The organism is Bradyrhizobium sp. USDA 376, assembly GCF_054063675.1.
This window is the reverse complement of sequence record NZ_JBSSGN010000001.1, coordinates 2,386,078-2,405,410: the sequence shown is the minus strand read 5'-3', so window position 1 is coordinate 2,405,410 and position 19,333 is coordinate 2,386,078. Positions and strand designations below refer to the sequence as shown.

General features: G+C 65.2%; 19 protein-coding genes. 8 read left to right on the top strand and 11 right to left on the bottom strand.

Annotated elements, in window-relative coordinates; translation table 11 throughout:
- Positions 1-52: 52 nt before the first annotated feature.
- Entirely contained in the window at positions 53-925 is an 873-nt protein-coding gene (locus ACVJ19_RS11365) for a hypothetical protein (protein WP_453955109.1), read from the bottom strand.
- Between the two features lie 215 nt (positions 926-1,140).
- Between ACVJ19_RS11365 and ACVJ19_RS11360 the strand changes: the two genes are divergently transcribed.
- On the top strand, positions 1,141-1,389 hold the full coding sequence (locus ACVJ19_RS11360; protein WP_453949068.1) for a hypothetical protein: 249 nt from the start codon (positions 1,141-1,143) through the stop codon (positions 1,387-1,389).
- Positions 1,390-1,398: 9 nt separating this feature from the next.
- Here ACVJ19_RS11360 and ACVJ19_RS11355 read toward each other — a convergent pair whose 3' ends face one another.
- Positions 1,399-2,334, bottom strand: a complete 936-nt coding sequence (locus ACVJ19_RS11355) for an alpha/beta hydrolase (protein ID WP_453949069.1) — start codon at positions 2,332-2,334, stop codon at positions 1,399-1,401.
- Positions 2,335-2,472: 138 nt separating this feature from the next.
- On the opposite strand from ACVJ19_RS11355, the gene ACVJ19_RS11350 reads away from it, so the two are divergent.
- The gene (locus ACVJ19_RS11350) at positions 2,473-3,360 is read left to right on the top strand and encodes a branched-chain amino acid aminotransferase (RefSeq protein ID WP_453949070.1); all 888 of its coding nucleotides are present in this window, start codon (positions 2,473-2,475) and stop codon (positions 3,358-3,360) included.
- A 157-nt stretch (positions 3,361-3,517) separates the two neighbouring features.
- Here the strand turns inward: ACVJ19_RS11350 and ACVJ19_RS11345 are convergent, their stop codons facing one another.
- Complete coding sequence (locus tag ACVJ19_RS11345) at positions 3,518-4,135, bottom strand: class I SAM-dependent methyltransferase (protein ID WP_453949071.1); 618 nt, start codon at positions 4,133-4,135, stop codon at positions 3,518-3,520.
- A gap of 108 nt (positions 4,136-4,243) precedes the next feature.
- Entirely contained in the window at positions 4,244-4,834 is a 591-nt protein-coding gene (phaR, locus tag ACVJ19_RS11340; RefSeq protein WP_080140538.1) for a polyhydroxyalkanoate synthesis repressor PhaR, read from the bottom strand.
- Positions 4,835-5,131: 297 nt separating this feature from the next.
- Here phaR and ACVJ19_RS11335 point away from each other — a divergent pair, with 297 nt between their 5' ends.
- The 3 genes from ACVJ19_RS11335 to yddG all read left to right on the top strand — a co-directional run bounded on the left by ACVJ19_RS11335 (position 5,132) and on the right by yddG (position 8,323).
- A complete protein-coding gene (locus tag ACVJ19_RS11335; protein WP_453949072.1) occupies positions 5,132-6,310 on the top strand; it encodes an acetyl-CoA C-acetyltransferase in 1,179 nt (392 codons plus the stop codon).
- Positions 6,311-6,561: 251 nt separating this feature from the next.
- Positions 6,562-7,287, top strand: a complete 726-nt coding sequence (gene phbB, locus ACVJ19_RS11330) for an acetoacetyl-CoA reductase (RefSeq protein WP_453949073.1) — start codon at positions 6,562-6,564, stop codon at positions 7,285-7,287.
- Between the two features lie 166 nt (positions 7,288-7,453).
- The gene (gene yddG, locus ACVJ19_RS11325) at positions 7,454-8,323 is read left to right on the top strand and encodes an aromatic amino acid exporter YddG (protein ID WP_453949074.1); all 870 of its coding nucleotides are present in this window, start codon (positions 7,454-7,456) and stop codon (positions 8,321-8,323) included.
- Positions 8,324-8,459: 136 nt separating this feature from the next.
- On the opposite strand, the gene ACVJ19_RS11320 is transcribed toward yddG, so the two are convergent.
- Both ACVJ19_RS11320 and gloB read right to left on the bottom strand, forming a co-directional pair.
- Positions 8,460-8,882 (bottom strand): cupin domain-containing protein, encoded by a 423-nt coding sequence (locus tag ACVJ19_RS11320; protein WP_183249076.1) that lies wholly within the window; start codon positions 8,880-8,882, stop codon positions 8,460-8,462.
- Between the two features lie 23 nt (positions 8,883-8,905).
- Positions 8,906-9,673 (bottom strand): hydroxyacylglutathione hydrolase, encoded by a 768-nt coding sequence (gene gloB / locus ACVJ19_RS11315; protein ID WP_453949076.1) that lies wholly within the window; start codon positions 9,671-9,673, stop codon positions 8,906-8,908.
- A 108-nt stretch (positions 9,674-9,781) separates the two neighbouring features.
- Here gloB and ACVJ19_RS11310 point away from each other — a divergent pair, with 108 nt between their 5' ends.
- Complete coding sequence (locus tag ACVJ19_RS11310; protein WP_453949077.1) at positions 9,782-10,528, top strand: methyltransferase domain-containing protein; 747 nt, start codon at positions 9,782-9,784, stop codon at positions 10,526-10,528.
- A gap of 65 nt (positions 10,529-10,593) precedes the next feature.
- Here ACVJ19_RS11310 and ACVJ19_RS11305 read toward each other — a convergent pair whose 3' ends face one another.
- From ACVJ19_RS11305 to ACVJ19_RS11285, 5 genes are all read right to left on the bottom strand, one after another.
- Positions 10,594-11,379, bottom strand: a complete 786-nt coding sequence (locus ACVJ19_RS11305; protein WP_453949078.1) for a DUF4167 domain-containing protein — start codon at positions 11,377-11,379, stop codon at positions 10,594-10,596.
- A 467-nt stretch (positions 11,380-11,846) separates the two neighbouring features.
- Positions 11,847-12,737 (bottom strand): peptide chain release factor N(5)-glutamine methyltransferase, encoded by an 891-nt coding sequence (gene prmC, locus ACVJ19_RS11300; RefSeq protein WP_453949079.1) that lies wholly within the window; start codon positions 12,735-12,737, stop codon positions 11,847-11,849.
- Entirely contained in the window at positions 12,734-13,819 is a 1,086-nt protein-coding gene (gene prfA / locus ACVJ19_RS11295; protein ID WP_453949080.1) for a peptide chain release factor 1, read from the bottom strand. Before prfA ends, prmC begins: the two co-directional genes overlap by 4 nt.
- A 59-nt stretch (positions 13,820-13,878) precedes the next feature.
- Positions 13,879-16,146: a phosphoenolpyruvate--protein phosphotransferase gene (gene ptsP, locus ACVJ19_RS11290; protein ID WP_453949081.1), complete on the bottom strand. Its 2,268-nt coding sequence runs from the start codon at positions 16,144-16,146 to the stop codon at positions 13,879-13,881.
- Positions 16,147-16,411: 265 nt separating this feature from the next.
- Positions 16,412-17,668 carry an aspartate kinase gene (locus ACVJ19_RS11285; protein WP_453949082.1) on the bottom strand — a complete coding sequence of 419 codons (1,257 nt, stop codon included), beginning with the start codon at positions 17,666-17,668 and terminating at the stop codon, positions 16,412-16,414.
- Between the two features lie 153 nt (positions 17,669-17,821).
- Between ACVJ19_RS11285 and ACVJ19_RS11280 the strand changes: the two genes are divergently transcribed.
- Positions 17,822-18,289, top strand: coding sequence for a PH domain-containing protein (locus ACVJ19_RS11280; protein WP_453949083.1), 468 nt, complete (start codon positions 17,822-17,824; stop codon positions 18,287-18,289).
- A 14-nt stretch (positions 18,290-18,303) separates the two neighbouring features.
- Complete coding sequence (ubiG, locus tag ACVJ19_RS11275; RefSeq protein WP_453949084.1) at positions 18,304-19,071, top strand: bifunctional 2-polyprenyl-6-hydroxyphenol methylase/3-demethylubiquinol 3-O-methyltransferase UbiG; 768 nt, start codon at positions 18,304-18,306, stop codon at positions 19,069-19,071.
- The last annotated feature ends 262 nt before the right edge of the window (positions 19,072-19,333 follow it).

Here is a 19,333-nt window from a genome sequence, read left to right as displayed (position 1 = left end):
TTCCGGCCGGTCAAGAGCGGCCGCGCATTGTCGAAAATCCGCTACGACCCAGTCAGTTGCGCACCGCATAGAGCGGCGTGCGCAGCGTCAGCTGGTAGGCCGGCTTCGGCGTCCACGCGATCTGCGCGGTGATGCCGAACAGGCGGTTGTCGTTGTCGTCCATGCGGTCGAGGTCGAGCCGCAGGGTCGGCTGGGTGAAGGACGCCGCCAGCGTCCGTCCGGCGAACTGCGCGCCGCCGAACGACTGCATGCCGAGCCGCCCGGTGAACTTCCAGTTGCTCGGCCATTGATAGTAGCCGCCGGCATAGAGGATCGTGTTCGCTCCGATGTTGGCGAACGGGCTGGCGATGGTGGTGTAGGTATATTGCATGCCGGCCAGCCAGCCCCGCGTTTCGTCCTCGTCGAGCGCGTAGTCGAATTCCAGAATGTTGTTGAAGGAATTCGTCATGCCCTGCTCGTTCGGCACCGATTGCGTCAGCGTCGATTGCAGCGTGATGGTCGGGATCTTGCCGCCATTCTGCTGGTAGAGGTCGGCCTGCACGCCGATGTTCCAGCTGGTGATGTCCAGGGATGACCAGCCGCTGCCGATATCCACGGTCGAGCCCGACACGCCGCCATAGAGCGAGACGCGGTCGCTGACGTCGACGGTCAGCGGCAGGTCGACGGCGATGGCTTTGGCCGCCGGCAAGCCGTTCGGCAGCGTCGTGCCGCGTCGTACCGCCAGGGATTGGAATGCGGCCGACAGCGAGGTGGTGCCGAATCCGAGCCCGAGCGTGCCTGCCGGGATCGCCGCATAGCTGGTGCGCAGGTCGAGATAGATGTTCGGCACCGCCGGCTTTGTCGGTTTGTCCTCCTCATCGTCGGCCGCGAAGGCGGCGCCTGCCGGGATCGCCAGGCAAAGCAGTCCCGTCGCGGCAGCGCGCAAAACCGGACGACGGGATTGGCTGCGATAGGGCACGTGACGATCCGACGCGTGGCGATTTGATGGCGAAACCGTTGTTAGATGGAACGTGATCACGCGTGTGGTCAAGCGCTATCCGCAAGCGATGGACGGCATGGATGTGTGGGGTTACCCTGCCGTGATCGCACTGACACACGCGCCGGCCACTGTGCAGGCCGGACAACGGAAGGACGACAGCCATGAATACGTCACGCCGCATCCTGCTCACTGGACTGGCGGGGCTCGCTGTTGCTCCGACCGCCGTTGCCGCCGCTGTACCGTCGGCCGAACCCGGCGACGTGACGGTAGCCGAAGAGCGTTTCGCGCGTACGATCGCAGCCGCGCATGCGCCCGATATCGCCTGCGCGCGCCAGGCCGAACGTTACGCGGACGCGCACTGGCCGGAGTATGTCGTGGCGGCCAGGGCCGTGCTCGGCGTGCGCGTGTGATTCGCGCGTTTACCTCTCCACCGCCCGCCGCACCTGCTCGCCGATCTGCGACAGCACGAGCTGCGCCTGCGGCAGGATCGCGCCCATGGCGTGGAAATTGTGAACCATGCCGTCATGGCAGACGTGTTCGACGGCAACGCCCGCGGCGAGCAGCTTGCGTGCATAGGCATTGCCTTCGTCCCGCATCGGGTCGAACTCGGCGGTGTGGATGATCGCGGTCGGCAGGCCTGTAAGCCTGCTCGCGCGCAGCGGCGAGATGCGCGGATCGGCGGCATCGACGTCGCCGGTCAGATAGTCGGCGAGATCGGCTTCGATCGTGACGCGATCGATCAGATGGTCCTCGGCGAATTCCTCGCGCGAGGGCGAGGTCTCCTCGAAATCCAGCACCGGGCAGATCAGGCATTGCGCCACGATGGAGAGGCCGGCGTTTTGCAAAGCCTCCTGGCACACGATCGCCGCCAATGTGGCGCCGGCGGAATCGCCGCCAACCACAAGCCGCTCGGCATCGATGCCGAGCGAGGGCGCCTCGCGCGCGACCCATTCGGTCGCGGCGACCGCATCGTCCACGGCCGCGGGAAATCTGTGCTCGGGCGCGAGCCGGTAGTCGACTGAGACCAGGCGGCATCCGGTCGCATGCGCCAGCGCCGCAGCGATGCGGTCATGCGTGGCAATGCTGCCGGCAACGAGGCCGCCGCCATGGAAGAACACGAAGCCCGGCGCGGATTCGCCGGCGGACGCGGGCGAATAGAGCCGGTAAGGAAGCTCTCCGCCCGGACCGGGCAGCATGCCGTCGGACGCGGTCACGTCAGGCGCATCAGTGCGTGCGAACTGCATCAGCTTTGCCAGCGATTGCCGCCGTGCCTCGACGCTGGGCCGGCTCCGAGCTTGCGGCCCGGCTGCAGCCATCATGGTCAACAAACGCTTTGCGAGCGGATCGAGCGGCATGCTGCTTCCTTCTCCCTTATGGGAAAGGGTAGCCTACCTCATGGGAAAAGGTAGCCTACCTCTTCTGCGCAGGGAATCATTTAGAAGTTCCGCCAATAGTGGCGCTATAGTGCGGCATCGTGCCAAGGGAGGCCGGTCATGGCCGAGATCAAGAAGCCGATCGAATATTCACCGAGCTGGACCTTCTTCGAGGGCAAATGGCATGACGGCAATGTGCCGATCATGGGGCCGCGCACGCATGCGGCCTGGCTTGGCTCGATGGTGTTCGACGGCGCCCGCGCGTTCGAAGGCGTCGCGCCCGATCTCGACCGTCATTGTGCGCGTACCAATCAATCCGCGATCAGCTTTGGCCTGAAGCCGGTGGTCGATGCCGGCACCTGGCTCGCGCTCGCAAACGAAGGCATCGCGCGTTTCGCGGCGAATGCCGAGCTCTATATCCGCCCGATGTACTGGGCGCAGAGCGGGTTGGGCGGCGGCGTGCTGTTCGATCCCGACTCCACCAACTGGTGTCTGAGCATCTACGAGGCGCCGATACCGAAACCCGTCGGCAACGCGATCACGCTGTCGCCGTTCCGCAGGCCCACCGCCGAATGCGCGCCGGTCGAAGCGAAGGCGGCCTGCCTCTATCCGAACAATTCGCGCGCGCTTGGCGAAGCGGCCTCGCGCGGCTTCCAGAACGCGCTGATGCTCGACATGCTCGGCAATGTCGCCGAGTTCGGCAATTCCAACGTGTTCATGGCCAAGGATGGCGTGGTGTTCACGCCGGTGCCGAACGGCACCTTCCTCAACGGCATCACCCGCCAGCGCGTCATCAGCCTGCTTCGCGGCGACGGCGTCACCGTGGTCGAGAAGACGTTGCGCTATGCCGACTTCCTCGCCGCCGACGAGATCTTTTCATCGGGCAATTTCGCCAAGGTCGCGCCGGTGATCCGCATCGACGAGCGCGAGCTGAAGCCGGGCCCGTTCTACACCAAGGCGCGCAAGCTCTATTGGGACTTTGCGCATGCGGTGAAGCTGGCGGCGTAGGCAGCGCATACGCGCCAAGAACTCCGCTGTCATCGTCCGCCTTGTGCGCGCTTGCGCACTGGGGCGGACGATCCAGTATTCCAGAGACAGCAGTGATTGATCCGATGAGCCGCGGCGTACTGGATGCCCCGCCTTCGCGGGGCATGACAGCTCCGTCTTAGCCGCGCCTCCGAAACCGGCTGAACTGAAACGACTGCTTCGAATCCCACGGCGTGCGGTGCATCTCGCTCCGCGCCTCGACGAGCTCGAACTCCGGCCCGAGCTCGGCTGCAAGGCTCGCGCTGTCATGGCGCTGCACCGGCAGGCCGCTGCATTTTTCCGGACCATCGGGCGCAAACGTCGCGATGACGACTTGTCCGCCGGGGCGAACCGCCGATCGCAGGCGCTCGACGTACGCCGCTCTGTCGTCGGGATCGGTCAGGAAGTGAAACGCCGCGCGATCGTGCCAGACATCGTAGGTCCTGGTTGGCGGCCATGTCGTGACGTCGGCGACGATCCAGTCGACCGTTGACGCGGCTGCGCCGATTCGCGCCTTCGCGACGCCGAGTGCGTTGGCGGAGAGGTCCAGCACGGTGAGACGGCGGTATCCGTCCTGTAGCAGCGCATCGACCAGCCGCGATGCGCCGCCGCCGATATCGATGATGGCCGCGTCATGATCGGAGTTGGCTGCGCGAATCATCGCGAGCGAGATCGCCGGGCTGGCCTGATACCAGCTGACCTCGGCCTCGCCCTTGGTGGCGTAGACGTTGTCCCAGTGCGTGGTGCGGTCAGACATGGCGGCTCCGGCCCTGGCCGGGGACGGCAGCGCGTCAAAGGCGCTGCCGGGATCAAGTGGCAATTCGCGCGTCCGCCGCATGCGGACGCGCCGGCACGAACGGAGGACCTATTCGTCCTTCTTCGACATCCGCTCGAGACGCTCCTGCATCTCCTTCATCTGCTGACGCAGATCGTCGATGTTGCTGTCCTTCGGCGCCTCGGCGTTCGCATCGGGCTCCGGCTCGGGGCTCGCCGCCGGGCGGGGCGCTGCGAACGGCTTGAACATCGAGAAGGTCTGCTGGAACAGCTCCATGTTGCGGCGGACCTGTTCCTCCAGCGGCGCAAACGGAGTGCCGGACAGCGTGTTGGCGATCTGCTTGCGGAACTTCTCCTGCTCCTGGGTCAGCGTCGCGATCGACTGCTCCAGATATTTCGGCACCACCATCTGCATGCTGTCGCCGTAGAAGCGGATCAGCTGGCGCAGGAAGGTGGTCGGGAGCAGGTTCTGGCCGGCCTTGTTCTCCTGCTCGAAGATGATCTGGGCCAGCACGGAACGGGTGATGTCGTCGCCGGTCTTGGCGTCGTAGACCAGGAAATCTTCGCCGTCCTTGACCATGGCGGCGAGGTCTTCCAGCGTCACGTAAGTACTCGTTCCGGTGTTATAGAGCCGGCGGTTCGCGTATTTCTTGATGGTGGTGGGTTGGTCTGATTTCGCCATGGGCTCTCACTTGCAAAAACGCTGAGAACGGGAACCCGGCGGGCTATGCCGCAGGGCGGGAAGAGTACGCAACGCAACAAAATAAGCATTTTCAAAGGGCTTACGCTACCGTTTTGTGCGCCACGGTTAATTGCAGAGCAAAAACGTGCTTGCGAAAGCGCCAGAACGCTATTTTGAATGCGCTGCGGCATTGACATGCTTCAATGACGTTAACAGGATGCCGGACGAGACTGACGGGCCATTTCCCATCGCCCGCCCGCCCCTATTCTTCAGAACCTCAAGCCTCAGGAGATGCCCATGTCAGACGATGTCGTCATCGTCAGCGCCGCTCGCACCCCGGTCGGAAGCTTCAACGGAGCCTTCGCGACCCTTCCTGCCCATGACCTCGGCGCCGTCGCCATCAAGGCCGCGCTGGAGCGCGGTGGCATCGAGCCCGGCCGGGTCTCGGAAGTCATCATGGGCCAGATCCTGACCGCGGCCCAGGGCCAGAACCCGGCCCGCCAGGCCTCGATCGCCGCCGGCATTCCGGTGGAGAGCCCGGCCTGGGGCGTGAACCAGCTCTGCGGCTCGGGCCTGCGCACGGTCGCGCTCGGCTATCAGGCGCTGCTCAACGGCGATTCCGAGATCGTTGTCGCCGGCGGCCAGGAATCCATGAGCATGGCTCCGCACGCCCAGTATCTGCGCGGCGGCGTCAAGATGGGCGGCCTCGAACTGGTCGACACCATGATCAAGGACGGCCTGTGGGATGCCTTCAACGGCTACCACATGGGCAACACCGCCGAGAACGTCGCGCGGCAGTGGCAGATCACGCGCGCCCAGCAGGACGAGTTCGCAGTCGCCTCGCAGCAGAAGGCCGAGGCCGCGCAGAAGGCCGGCAAGTTCAACGACGAGATCGTCCCCGTCACCATCAAGACCCGCAAGGGCGACGTGGTCGTCAGCGCCGACGAATATCCGCGCCATGGCGCCACGCTCGACGCGATGGCGAAGCTCAAGCCGGCCTTCGAGAAGGACGGCACGGTCACCGCGGGCTCGGCCTCGGGCATCAATGACGGCGCTGCCGCCGTGGTGCTGATGACCGCGAAGCAGGCCGCCAAGGAGGGCAAGAAGCCGCTCGCGCGCATCGTGTCCTGGGCGCAGGCCGGTGTCGATCCGAAGATCATGGGCTCGGGCCCGATCCCGGCCTCGCGTCTCGCGCTGAAGAAGGCCGGCTGGAACGTCGGCGATCTCGATCTGATCGAGGCCAACGAGGCCTTCGCGGCGCAGGCCTGCGCCGTCAACAAGGACCTCGGCTGGGACACCTCGAAGGTCAACGTCAATGGCGGCGCGATCGCGATCGGCCATCCGGTCGGTGCTTCCGGCGCGCGCGTACTGGTGACGCTGCTGCACGAGATGCAGAAGCGCGATTCGAAGAAGGGCCTCGCCACGCTGTGCATCGGCGGCGGCATGGGTATCGCGATGTGTCTGGCGCGCGACTGAAAGTCGCTGACGTGAAACTGACGCGTGCGCCGCACACCTGATTGAGTGCGTTGCACGCGACTAAAAAGGCGGCGGTTGCAAATCAAATATTCTTCGCAACCGCGCAGGCCTCGACTAAAGAGAAACGCCCGGCTCACGCCGGGCGTTTTGTTCTTGATGTCCGTCAAACGTCCCGCATAATCCGCAGCTAAAAACGATCACTCAAAAGCGTCCGAAGAGTCCAAGGAAGAGTCCAAGGGAAGGAATACGATATGGCACGTGTTGCACTGGTGACGGGTGGTACGCGGGGCATCGGAGCTGCGATCAGCAAGGCGCTGAAGGCGGCCGGCTACAAGGTCGCGGCAAGCTATGCCGGCAACGATGCGGCGGCGGAGAAGTTCAAGGCCGAGACCGGCATAGCCGTCTACAAATGGGACGTCAGCAATTTCGACGGCTGCGCCGAAGGTGTGAAGAAGGTCGAGGCCGAGGTCGGCCCGATCGATGTGCTCGTCAACAATGCCGGCATCACCAAGGACGGTGCCTTCCACAAGATGAGCCTCGAGCAATGGAACGCCGTGATCGGCACCAATCTCGGCTCGCTGTTCAACATGTCGCGCCAGGTGATCGAAGGCATGCGCGGGCGCAAGTTCGGCCGCATCATCAACATCTCCTCGATCAACGGCCAGAAGGGCCAGTTCGGACAGGTGAACTATTCCGCGGCCAAGGCCGGTGAGATCGGCTTCACCAAGGCCCTGGCGCTGGAGAACGCCAAGGGCGGCGTCACCGTGAACGCGATCTGCCCGGGCTACATCAACACCGAAATGGTGCAGGCGGTGCCGAAGGACGTGCTGGAGAAAGCGATCCTGCCGCTGATCCCGATCGGCCGCCTTGGCGAGCCCGAGGAGATCGCGCGCGCGGTTGTGTTCCTCGCCGCGGATGAGGCCGGCGCCATCACCGGCTCGACGCTGACGGTCAACGGCGGCCAGTACATGGTGTGATGCGATCGCATCACGTTCGATCTTAAGGCCAACGTCTCGTGATGCCCGGGCTTGTCCCGGGCATCACGACCTGTCATTCCGGGGCGCCGCGACAGCGGCGAACCCGGAATCTCGAGGTTCCGGATCTGGCGCCAGGCGCCGTCCCGGAACGACGAGACCTTCTGCAATGACTCCCCGCACCGCGACGCTGATCGGATTGACCGCGATCCTGATGTGGTCGCTACTCTCTGTGATGACGGTGGCGACCGGAAGGATCCCCGCGTTCCAGCTCGCCGCGATGACGTTTGCGATCGGCGGTCTCGTTGGCCTGCTCACCTGGATCGGCCGCGGCGATGCCGCCAAAAGCCTGCGCCAGCCGCTGGTGGTATGGGCCGTCGGTGTCGGCGGATTGTTCGGCTATCACGCGCTGTATTTCCTTGCGCTACGCTTCGCGCCGCCGGCGGAAGCCGGCCTGTTGAACTATCTCTGGCCACTACTGATCGTACTGTTCTCGTCGTTCCTGCCGGGCGAGCGGCTGGCCCCGCATCACATCATCGGCGCGGTGCTCGGCCTCATTGGCACGGTGCTGCTGTTCGCTGGCAACACCAGCGGTTTTGCGCCCGGAGCTGTGCCGGGGCTGGTCGCGGCCTTCATCGCCGCCTTCGTCTGGGCCGCCTATTCGGTGCTGTCGCGTCGCTTGAAAGCGGTGCCAACCGACGCGGTCGCAGGCTTCTGTCTCGCCACATCGGTGCTCGCCGCAGTCATGCATGGCGCGCTGGAGACCACCGTGTGGCCGGAGACCACGCTGCAATGGCTTTCCGTGATCGCGCTCGGTATCGGGCCTGTGGGCGCCGCCTTCTACGCCTGGGACATCGGCATGAAGCGCGGCGATATCCGCGTGCTCGGTGCCGCCTCCTACGCGACGCCGCTGCTCTCGACCGGCTTCCTCATCGCTGCCGGCTTTGCAAAAGCCAGTGCCAACATCGCCATCGCCGCAATCCTGATCGCCGGCGGCGGCCTGATCGCGGCGAAGGACATGGTGTTGCGGAAGCGATGATTGTCATTCCGGGGCGCACGAAGTGCGAGCCCGGAATCCATTTATCCGCGTCAATGGTGGCGAGATAGATTCTCAGATGCGCAATTGCGCATCATAGTTCGCCGCTTGCGCGGCGCCACGGAATGACAGCGTGGAGCTACGGCTCCCAGCCCTTCGGCGCGAGCTCGAACTTCGCGAATTCGAACGCGGGCGCCACAGTGCAGCCGACCAGTGTCCACTCGCCCGTGGTCTCCGCCATCTGCCAGGCATTGGCCGGCACGATTCCCTGGGGGCGCTCGCCGCCGATGAGGTCCGTGCCGAGCCGCACCTCGTGCTGCGAGCAGCCGTCATGGGCGATGCGCAGCATCAAGGGGCTGCCGGCGTAATAGTGCCAGGTCTCGACCGCGTCGATGCGATGCCAGTGCGAGCGTTCGCCGCGTGCGAGCAGGAAGTAGATGAGCGTCGAGCGCGAACGGCCGTTGGCATCCGTGGTCTGGTCGCGGAACGTCTCGCGATAATGCCCGCCTTCGGGATGCGGGCGGAGTTCGAGGCGTGCAATGATCTCGGCTGCGGTCGGCATCGATCCCCGTCAGGACTTGTTCTTCAGGATTTGTTTTTGCGCTCGCGGAGCTCGCCGAACACCGTGGCGGCATCCGCGCCCTTCATGTGCAGCCGGGCCGCAACCGACGGCTCATCGGCGCGCAGGAACACGTTTGCCCGCTTCTCGTCACCGAGCAGTGAGGGAATGGTCGGCTTGTTCTCGGCCCGGAGCCTCGCCACCTCCGCCGCGCGCGCCTGCAGCGCCGCATTGTCGGGGTCGATGGTGAGGGCGAACTTGACGTTGGACGCGGTGTATTCGTGGCCGCAATAGAGCTTGAAGTCGTCGGGCAGGGCGCGCAGCTTCAACAGCGAATCCCACATCATCGGATAGGTGCCCTCGAACACGCGGCCGCAGCCGATCGAGAACAGCGTGTCGGCGGCGAACACCGTCTTCTCATTGTCGAACACATAGGAGATGTGGTCGAGCGTGTGGCCGGGCGTCTCCACCACGCGCGCCAGCAGATTGCCGATCTTGACCACGTCGGCATTGGCGACGCGCAGATCGACATTCGCAATCTTCGTCGTCTTGTCATGCGGCGCGACGACGCGGCAGTTGTATTTCTGCTTGAGTTCGGCGACCCCGCCGACATGATCGCCATGGTGATGGGTGATCAGGATGTCGGTGAGCTGCCAGCCCTCGCGCTCAAGCGCCTTCAGGATCGGGCCGGCCTCCGGCGCGTCGATCGACGCCGTCGCCTTGGTTTCCAGATCGTGGATCAGATAACCGAAATTGTCGTTTAAACAGGTGAAAGTACGAATTTCGGCGGCCATGACCTCTCCATCGCGCTCAGCCCCGCCAGACAAATATGGCGTTAAGGTTGCCCAGGCAATGCAATATTCCGCGCGCAGGCGTGCCCTCGCGCATGTTACATTGCCGTCATGACAATCGATGTCGTCGACCTCCGCGAGTTCTATTCCCGCCGCCTCGGGATCGTGGCGCGGCAGATGATCAATCGCGGCATCCGCGAGCGCTGGCCGGGCGCCGAGGGCCACCGCGTGCTCGGTATCGGCTATCCGACGCCCTATCTGGGGTTGTTCCGCGAAGACGCCGAGCGCTGCCTCGCCTTCATGCCGGCGGCCCAGGGTGTCCTGAAATGGCCGACGGGCCGGCCGGCGCTGGCCTCGCTGGTCGATGAATTCTCGCTGCCGCTTCCCGACGCCGCAGTCGACCGCATCCTGCTGGTCCATGCGCTGGAGATGTCGGACGATCCGGCTGCGCTGCTGCGCGAGGTGTGGCGGGTGCTGTCGGGCTCGGGCCGCGTCATCGCGGTGATTCCGAACCGGCGCGGCGTATGGACGCGCACCGACAGCACGCCGTTCGGTCACGGCCGGCCGTATTCGCGCTCGCAGATCACCGACCTGTTGCGCCAGACCTGGTTCACGCCGACCGCCTGGGGCGAAGCGCTGTTCATGCCGCCCTATGCCGGCGGCTGGGTATTGAAATCGGCGCAGATGTGGGAGCGTGCCGGTGCGGCACTGTCGCTGCCATTTGCGGGTGTGCACATCGTCGAGGCCACCAAGCAGGTCTATCGCGCGATCCCCGCCAAGCGCGAGCGGGCGCGGCTGATTCCCTCGCTGGCCAAGCCCGTGCTGGTGCCGTCGTCGACGACGGTGACGCGCAGCTGAAACAAATCGTCCCGGCGAGGCCGGGACGATCGAGGTCACAAAATCAGAGAAAATCAGAAGAGCCCTTACTCGCCGGAGGCGACCTCGTCGCTGGACGCGGCGGGAGCCGCTTCACGCTCGGGGCGGGGGCCATGCGGCCTGCGGCGCCGGCGCGGATAGCGCTCGCCGCCACCGCCACCGCCACCGCCTTCGAAGCCGCCCTGGCCGCCATTCACCTGCGGCTGTGCGCCGGTGATGAAGGAGGGCAGGCGGTCGACGCTGCCGGCATCGGCGATGACGGGCTGCGGCTGGTTCGCAGGTTGCGGTTGCGCCTGATATTGCGGCTGCGGGCGATGATCGCGTTCGCGGTGCTCGCGCGGCTGCTGGTTGTCGCGCTGATAGGGCTGCTGGTTGTCGCGCTGCTGGTGATCACGCTGGTGGTGATCGCGCTGGCCGTCGCGGTCGCGCATGAAGGGCTGCTGCGGCGGCTGCGGAACGAAGCCCGGCTCCTGGCCGAACGCCGAGAAATTCTCGCCGTCGTCCTCGCTGTCGTCGCCGCTGGTGTTGCTGACCGGCTCGTCGCCGCGCGGCTGCTGGTTCTGGCGGAACTGCTCCTGGGCAGCTGCGATCAGGCGGAAATAATGCTCGGCGTGCTGGTAGTAGTTCTCGGCCGCGACGGGGTCGCCGGAGGAGCGCGCATCGCGCGCGAGTTGGAGATACTTCTCGGCGATATGCGAAGCCGTGCCGCGGATCTTGATGTCGGGCCCGTTGGACTCGTAGACCCGGGTCATCGGGTTCTGGCCGCGCCGGTTATTGTTGTTGTTATTGTTGTTGCGGTTGCGCATCCGCTGCTTGTTCTGACCGTTTCTCATGTCCTGCCTTTAATTCCAGCCCTAAAGGTTGCACGCATTACTGATTGCAAGAGAGTGACCTGATGACAGCGGTTCACAGTGCTCGCACGCACCGCGCGCGAGAGCGGATTGAACCCTGCCAATGTTCGTCGACCGTCGCGTTCAACAAAGACGCGTTCCCCACCCGCCAGCATTCATTGCCAGCGAACCCATTCATATCGCCTGCCGAAACAAGCCCAGCTTTCTTGCGTAAGTGTTCAAGCGCAATATCAGGCTTTCGTTCACGTTGCGGTCGGAGAGCAGCGCAGCTCACTGGCCAATCGCGCTCAACAGGACCTGCGGCTTGGAACCTTCAAATCAGTAAAGCTCTCGCCCGAGAGCCCGGCTTTCGCCGTAGGTAGGTCTACGGGGCCGGCACCGATGTGTTGACCGGAACGTAGTCGTTCCCAAGGGATATTCCAAGAGCTTTTTACAGACCAATCCGGCTTTTATGGGGGCATTTTTCGGGCCGAGACGGCCCTTGGGATTCCCGCCAAATCGGCCTTGGGTGGCCTGTCCACCACTAACGCGCTAGCTGCCATCAAGGTTTCAATATTTCGGGCCTGGCCCTGTCCGGCCTCGACGATCAGCGCCCCGCCGGGGGCGAGGCGCTCGGCTGCCTGCGGGATCAGGACCCGGTAGGCATCATATCCGTCATTGCCGCCGTCGAGCGCCAGATGCGGATCGTGCTCGCGCACCTCGATGCTCAATTTCGGAATTTCGGCCGAAGGAATATAAGGCGGATTCGACACGATGAGATCGAACGGGCCCGAGAGCGCCGCCAGATAGGAGCAGGCGACAAAGGCAGACCGGTTGCCGAGGCCGAGGGCCGCGGCATTGCCTCGCGCGGTGCCGAGTGCGGTGAGGCTGAGATCGGTGCCGACACCGAAGGCCCCGGGAATCTCGTGCAGCAGCGCGAGCAGGATCGCGCCTGAGCCGGTGCCGATATCGGCGAAGCGGGGCCGGTCGGTTCTCTGCTCGCGAAAGAGCTCGAGCGCGCGCTCGACCACCGTTTCGGTGTCGGGCCGCGGGACCAGGGTCGCCTCCGAGAGGCGGAAGGGCAGGCCCCAGAATTCGCGGGTGCCGAGAATGCGCGCCACCGGCTCGCCCGCGATCCGTCGCTCTGCATATTGCGCGAGTTGCAACGCTTCGGCTTCCGTGAGGGGCCGCGTCCCCTGCGCAATCAGGCCGGTGAGATCGAGGCCGAGGGCCGCACCGATCAGGATGCGGGCGTCGAGCTCGGCTTCGTCGAGCTGTGCGGATCGCAACTGTGCCGCCAGCGCGCGGCGTACGCTCTCGATCGATTGTCCGGTGAAGGCGTTGCTCACGCGGCGCGTCACGCCGCCGCGCCTTGCGCGGCGAGCTGCGCAGCCTGGTGCTCGGTGGTCAGCGCATCAGTCAGTTCGCCCAGCGCTTCGCCGGCGATCACCTGTGGCAGCTTGTAGAGCGTCAGGTTGATGCGGTGGTCGGTGACGCGCCCTTGCGGGAAATTGTAGGTGCGGATGCGTTCGGAGCGATCGCCGGAGCCGACTTTCTCCTTGCGCTCGGCCGAGCGTGCCGCGTCGACGCGCTGGCGCTCGGCGTCGTAGATGCGCGAGCGCAGGATGTTCATGGCCGAGGCGCGGTTCTTGTGCTGCGAGCGGCTGTCCTGCATCATCACCACGATGCCGGTCGGGATGTGGGTGATGCGGATCGCCGATTCGGTCTTGTTGACGTGCTGGCCACCGGCGCCCTGCGCGCGCATGGTCTCGATGCGCAAATCCTCGTTCTTGATGTCGACGTCGACATCCTCGACCTCGGGCAGCACTGCGACGGTGGCGGCCGAGGTGTGGATGCGCCCTTGGGTCTCGGTATCGGGCACGCGCTGCACGCGGTGCACGCCGGATTCGAACTTCAGCTTCGAGAACGCGCCGCGGCCCTGCACCTCGGCGATGATTTCCTTGAAGCCGCCGACGGTGCCTTCGCTCGCCGAGATCACCTCGACCTTCCAGCCCTGCAAGGCAGCGAAGCGCTCGTACATCCGGAACAGGTCGCCGGCGAACAGCGAGGCCTCGTCGCCGCCGGTGCCGGCGCGGATTTCCAGCACCACGTTGCGGTCGTCCATGGCGTCCTTGGGCAACAGCGCGACGCGGATCTTCTGGACCAGCTCCTCGATTTTCGGCGCCAGCTCGTTGCGCTCGGCCTCCGCCATGCTGCGCATCTCGGCATCGGTTGCGGGATCGGCGATCAGCGCCTCGGTATCGGCGAGCTCCTTCACGGCGGACCGATAAGTTTTGACGGCCTCGATCAGCGGGGTGATCTCGGCGAGCTCGCGCGTGATCTGCACATAGCGCTCGGAGGCGAGCTGTCCGAGCGATTCGGCCTCGAGCGAGGCGTGATGCGCGAGCAGGACGTCCAGTTTGGCTTCGGGGAGTGACGACATCGGTAAAGTCTCAAAGGGCGGAAGGAGGCGAGGGCGGCGGGGAGCGGGCGACAGGCCCGCTACAACGCAAGGCCCTCGGCCTCGGCAAATTCCGTCAGCTTCTGCCGGATCGAGACGCTGCCCGCAGGCGCATCCAGCAGAGGGTTGAGCATCGCTTCGGCCTTCTTGGCGTCGAGATCGAGCACCATCGCCTTGACCGGGCCGAGCGCGGTCGCCGAGAGCGACAGCGAGCGATAGCCGAGCGCGATCAGCGCCAGCGCGCCGAGCGGCTTGGAGGCCATCTCGCCGCAGAGCGAGAGCGACTTCTGCGCGCCTTGCGCCTTGCGCGCGATGTCGCGCAGCGCGCGCAGGATCGGCGCCGACATGGTGTCGAAGCGCTCGGAGACCTTGGCATTGCCGCGGTCGACCGCGAACAGGAACTGGAACAAATCGTTGGAGCCGACCGAGATGAAATCGACCTTCTTCAGGAGCTCGTCGAGCTGATAGAGCAGGGCGGGCACCTCGACCATGGTGCCGATGTCGATTCTTTCAGGCAGCGTGTGGCCGTGCTGGCGTAAGTATGTCAGCTCGCGCTCGACCAGTGCCTTCGCCGAATCGAATTCGGCGACCTCCGAGATCATCGGGAACATGATGCGCAGCGCACGGCCGCCGCCGGCGCGCAAGAGCGCACGGATCTGGCCGCGCAACAGGCCGGGACGGTCCAGCCCGAGCCGGATCGCGCGCCAGCCGAGCGCAGGATTTTCCTCGATCACCGCTTCCATGTAGGGCAGCGCCTTGTCGCCGCCGATGTCGAGGGTGCGGAAGGTGACGGGCTTGGTGCCCGCCGCATCCAGCACGGTGCGATAGAGCGCGAGCTGGTCGCTGGTGCGCGGCAGGCTCTGGCCAACCATGAACTGCAGCTCGGTGCGGAACAGGCCGATGCCGGCGCTGCCGGTGTCCTCGATATGCGGCAGGTCGATCGCGAGACCCGCGTTGATCATCAGCTCGACCTTCTGGCCGTCCCTGGTGACACAGGGCCGGTCGCGCAGCGCCAGATACTGCGCCTGGCGGCGGGCGCGGAAGCGTACGCGCTCGGCGAAGGCGGCCTCGATCTCCTGCGACGGACGCACATAGATCGAGCCCGAGGTGCCGTCGACGATGATGGCATCGCCGGGATCGGCGATGCCCGGTGCGTTCGGCACCTCGCCGACCGCAGGGATTCCGAGCGCGCGCGCCACGATCGAGACGTGGGAGTTGGCGGTGCCTTCCTCCAGCACGATGCCGCGCAGGCGCTTGCGGTCGTAGTCGAGCAACGCCGCGGGACCCATCGCGCGGGCGATGACGATGGCATTGTCGGGCAATTGCTCGCGGGAAGGCGCATGGTCCTGGCCGACCAGCTGCCGCATCAGGCGATAGCCGAGATCCTCGAGGTCGTGCAGGCGGTCGCGCAAATAGGGATCGGTCGAGCGCAGCATGCGCGCGCGGGTGTCGGACTGCACGCGCTCGACCGCCGCTTCCGCGGTGAGGCCGGTGGCGACCGCCTCGTGCAATTTGTGCGACCAGCCCTGGTCGTTGGCGAACATGCGGTAGGCTTCCAGCACCTCGCGATGCTCGCCACCCTCGGCGACGTCGCCGCGCTCCAGCATGCGGTCGAGGTCGGCGCGCAGCTTGGCGAGCGCGGTGTCCAGCCGCTTGATTTCCTTCGGCAGGTCCTCGGCGATGTAGTCCTTGATGACGACGCGCGGCTCGTGCAGCACGACATGGCCGAGCGCGATGCCTTCCGACAGGATGGCGCCGACCTTCTGCGCCGAATGGCGCGCGGCAGGCTCCAGGCCCGGCTGTGCCAGCGCGGACAGTTCTCCGGAGGCGATCAGTTCCGCCAGCACCATGGCGGTGGTCTGCAGCGCCTCGAGCTCTTCCTCGACATAATTGCGCTTGGCGCGGTTCTGCACCACCAGCACGCCGAGCGTGTTGCCGGCGCGCAGGATCGGCACGCCGAGGAAGGAGTGGTAGATTTCTTCGCCGGTCTCGGGACGGAACGAGAAGGCCGGATGGCTCTGCGCATCGCTTAAGTTGAGCGGCGTTGCCTCGCTGGCGACGAGACCGACCAGGCCCTCATGGGCGCTGAGCACGGTATGGTGCACAGCCTCGCGGTTGAGACCTTCGGTGGCGTAGAGCTCGAGCGTGTTGTCGACGCGCAGCACGTAGACCGAGCACACCTCGGCCACCATGTTGGCGGCGATCAGCACCACGATCTTGTCCAGCCGCTCCTGGGCCGAGACCTGCTCCGCCATGGTTTCGCGGAGCCGTCTCAACAAGACGCGGGGACCTCCCGACGCGCTCCGCATGTACCGTCAATCTCCTCCGTCTGCCGGGGCCGAAAGGCCCGCGGCGGCTCGCCCGAAATCCAGAAAAACAACAAATTGCTCGTCCGGCGCCGGCCCCGGCGGTTGCCAGGGCCGAATCAGCACCGCCTGAACTGGGGCACAGTTTCCGGCAGCCCACCCTGTCCGCGTATAGCGAATTGGGGCTTGTTTTGCCAAGCAAAACGCCTGCCAAACGCGAAGGTGTGTACACCTTCGCGTTTGCTGCGACCGCTAAGAGAAAATTAGCCTAGGCCTGATCGAGGCCGTAGAGCGTATGCAGGGTGCGCACCGCAAGCTCTGTGTAAGCCGTGTCGATCAAAACCGAGAATTTGATCTCGGAGGTTGTAATGGCCCGGATGTTGATATTCCGCCCCGCGAGGGCCGAGAACGCCTGGGCGGCGACGCCGGCGTGGCTGCGCATGCCGCTGCCGATCACCGAGATTTTCGCGACGTCGGTAGCGGTATCAAGCCGGGCATAGCCGATTTTGGCCTTGGCAGCGGTAATCGTGTCCTTGGCGCGGGTGTAGTCCGCGGCCGGAACCGTGAAGGTGAGGTCGGTGGTCTTGCCGTCCTCGGAGACGTTCTGCACGATCATGTCGACGTTGATGTTGGCCTCGGCCAGCGGGCCGAAGATCGAGGCCGCGACGCCCGGCTTGTCTTCGATCTGGCGCACCGAGATCTGGGCCTCGTCCTTCGAAAAGGCGATGCCAGTGACGACGTGGTTTTCCATGATCTCCTCCTCGCCGCAGATCAGGGTGCCGGGCGGCTGGTTGGCATGCGGGTCGATATCCTCGGGCTTGTCGAAGCTCGAGCGGACGAAGATCGGCATGTTGTGGACCATGCCGAGTTCCACCGAGCGGACCTGGAGCACTTTTGCGCCCTGCGAGGCCAGTTCCAGCATGTCCTCGAATGCGATCTTATCAAGCCTTTTGGCTTTCGGCACGATTCGCGGGTCGGTGGTGTAGACGCCATCGACGTCGGTGTAGATGTCGCAGCGATCCGCCTTCACGGCTGCGGCGACCGCCACGGCGGAGGTGTCCGAGCCGCCGCGGCCGAGCGTGGTGATGCGGCCCGTTTCGGCGTTGATTCCCTGGAAGCCGGCGATGACGGCGACCTCCTTGCGCTCCTGGAAGCGCTTGATGAGCTCGCCGCCGTCGATGTCCTCGATCCGGGCCGAGGCGTGGGCGTCGCTGGTCTTGATCGGGATCTGCCAGCCCTGCCAGGAGCGGGCCTGGATGCCCATGCCCTGCAGCACGATGGCAAGCAGGCCGGACGTGACCTGCTCGCCGGAGGCGACGACGGCGTCGTATTCGCGCGCATCGTGCATCGGCGAGGCCTCGGTGCACCAGGCCACCAGCTCGTTGGTCTTGCCCGACATCGCCGAGACGACCACGGCCACTTCATGGCCGGCGTCGACCTCACGCTTCACATGGCGCGCGACGTTGCGGATGCGTTCGATGTTGGCGACGGATGTGCCGCCGAATTTCATCACGAGGCGGCTCATGACGACGCGTGCATTCCCTCATAAGGATCAGTATGGTGGCCCGCACCGGACGGGTGCCTGCGGATACCGACCGCGCGTATACAGAGCGGCGGGGCCGGGGGCAAGCGGGTTCCTGCGGGGGCAGGGTGCGGGGGTAGTGGGTTAACCGAGATCATGGCGCGTTATATCGACGAGATCCTGCAGCCCGGCGAGCGGGTGCTGTATTCGACCAATGCGCACTGGATCTTCTATTTCCCGGCGATTGTGGCCTGGATCGTGGCGCTGGTCCTGTTCGTCCTGTCCCGGCAGGCCACCGCCGATGGGCTTGTCTTGCTTTGCCTCGTCGCTGCGGGCCTCGTGGCTCTGGCGGCCCTGTATTGGACGCTCAAGGGCTGGTTCCATCGCTTCACCACCGAGACCGACGTCACCAACCTCCGGGTCGTGCACAAGACCGGGTTCATCAAGCGGCGCACCTTCGAGATGGCGCTGGACAAGGTCGAGAGCGTCGATGTCGATCAGACCATTCTCGGACGTATTCTCAACTACGGCGACGTGACGATTCGCGGCGTCGGCGAGGGCATCGAGACGATCAGGACCATCTCCTCGCCGCTCGCCTTCCGTAGTTCGATCACCACGCGGTAGGACCGCGCGTAACCATGAGCATGCAGCAAAATACTTCCCTCTCCGCCCAGCCGGGCTCGACCGTCGACGCCGCCGAGATCGCGAAATTCTCAAAACTCTCGGCGGAGTGGTGGGACCCCAAGGGCAAGATGGCACCGCTGCACCGGATCAACCCGCTGCGGCTCGGCTATATCCGCGACGCCGCCTGCCGCAAGTTCGAGCGCAACGTGCGCAGCCTCAACTGCCTCGGCGGCTTGCGCGTGCTGGACATCGGCTGCGGTGCCGGCCTGCTCTGCGAGCCGCTGTCGCGGCTCGGCGCGCAGGTCATCGGCATCGATCCGTCGGTCAGCAACATCGCAGCGGCAAAGCTCCATGCCGACAAGAGCCATCTTGCGATCGACTATCGCTGCACCACGGTGGAGGAGATCGACCCGCGCGAGCGCTTCGACATCGTGCTGGCGATGGAGGTGGTCGAGCATGTTGTTGACGTCGGTGTTTTCTTAAAGCGCTGTGCCTCGATGCTGAAGCCGAACGGCCTGATGGTGGTCTCGACGCTGAACCGGAACTGGAAGAGTTTTGCGCTCGCCATCGTCGGCGCCGAATACGTGCTGCGCTGGCTGCCGCGCGGCACGCACGAGTGGAACAAGTTCGTCACCCCCGACGAGCTGACCAAATATCTGCTCGACAACCGCCTCGTCATCACCGAGCAGACCGGCGTCGTCTACTCACCCTTCGCCGACAAATGGAGCCTCTCGTCCGACATGGACGTGAACTACATGGTGGTGGCGGAAGGGATGGTGTGAGGGCGAGACGCAGCTTCTAGGGCTCCGCTGCCTCAGCACCAAAGGCGTCGTCCTGGCGAAAGCCAGGACCCATTACCCCAAGGAGAGGTTGCAGCGCGAGACGGCTAACCACGAGTCTTCGCCAAACCACTCCCTGGGGTAATGGGTCCTGGATCTGCGCTTCGCTTGTCCAGGACGACGGCGGAGTTTGTGGCGTGAGCATCGCTCCCATGACATCCCTGCGGTTGACCGCGCAGGGCGCAACTTGCACGTTGGTCGCGAA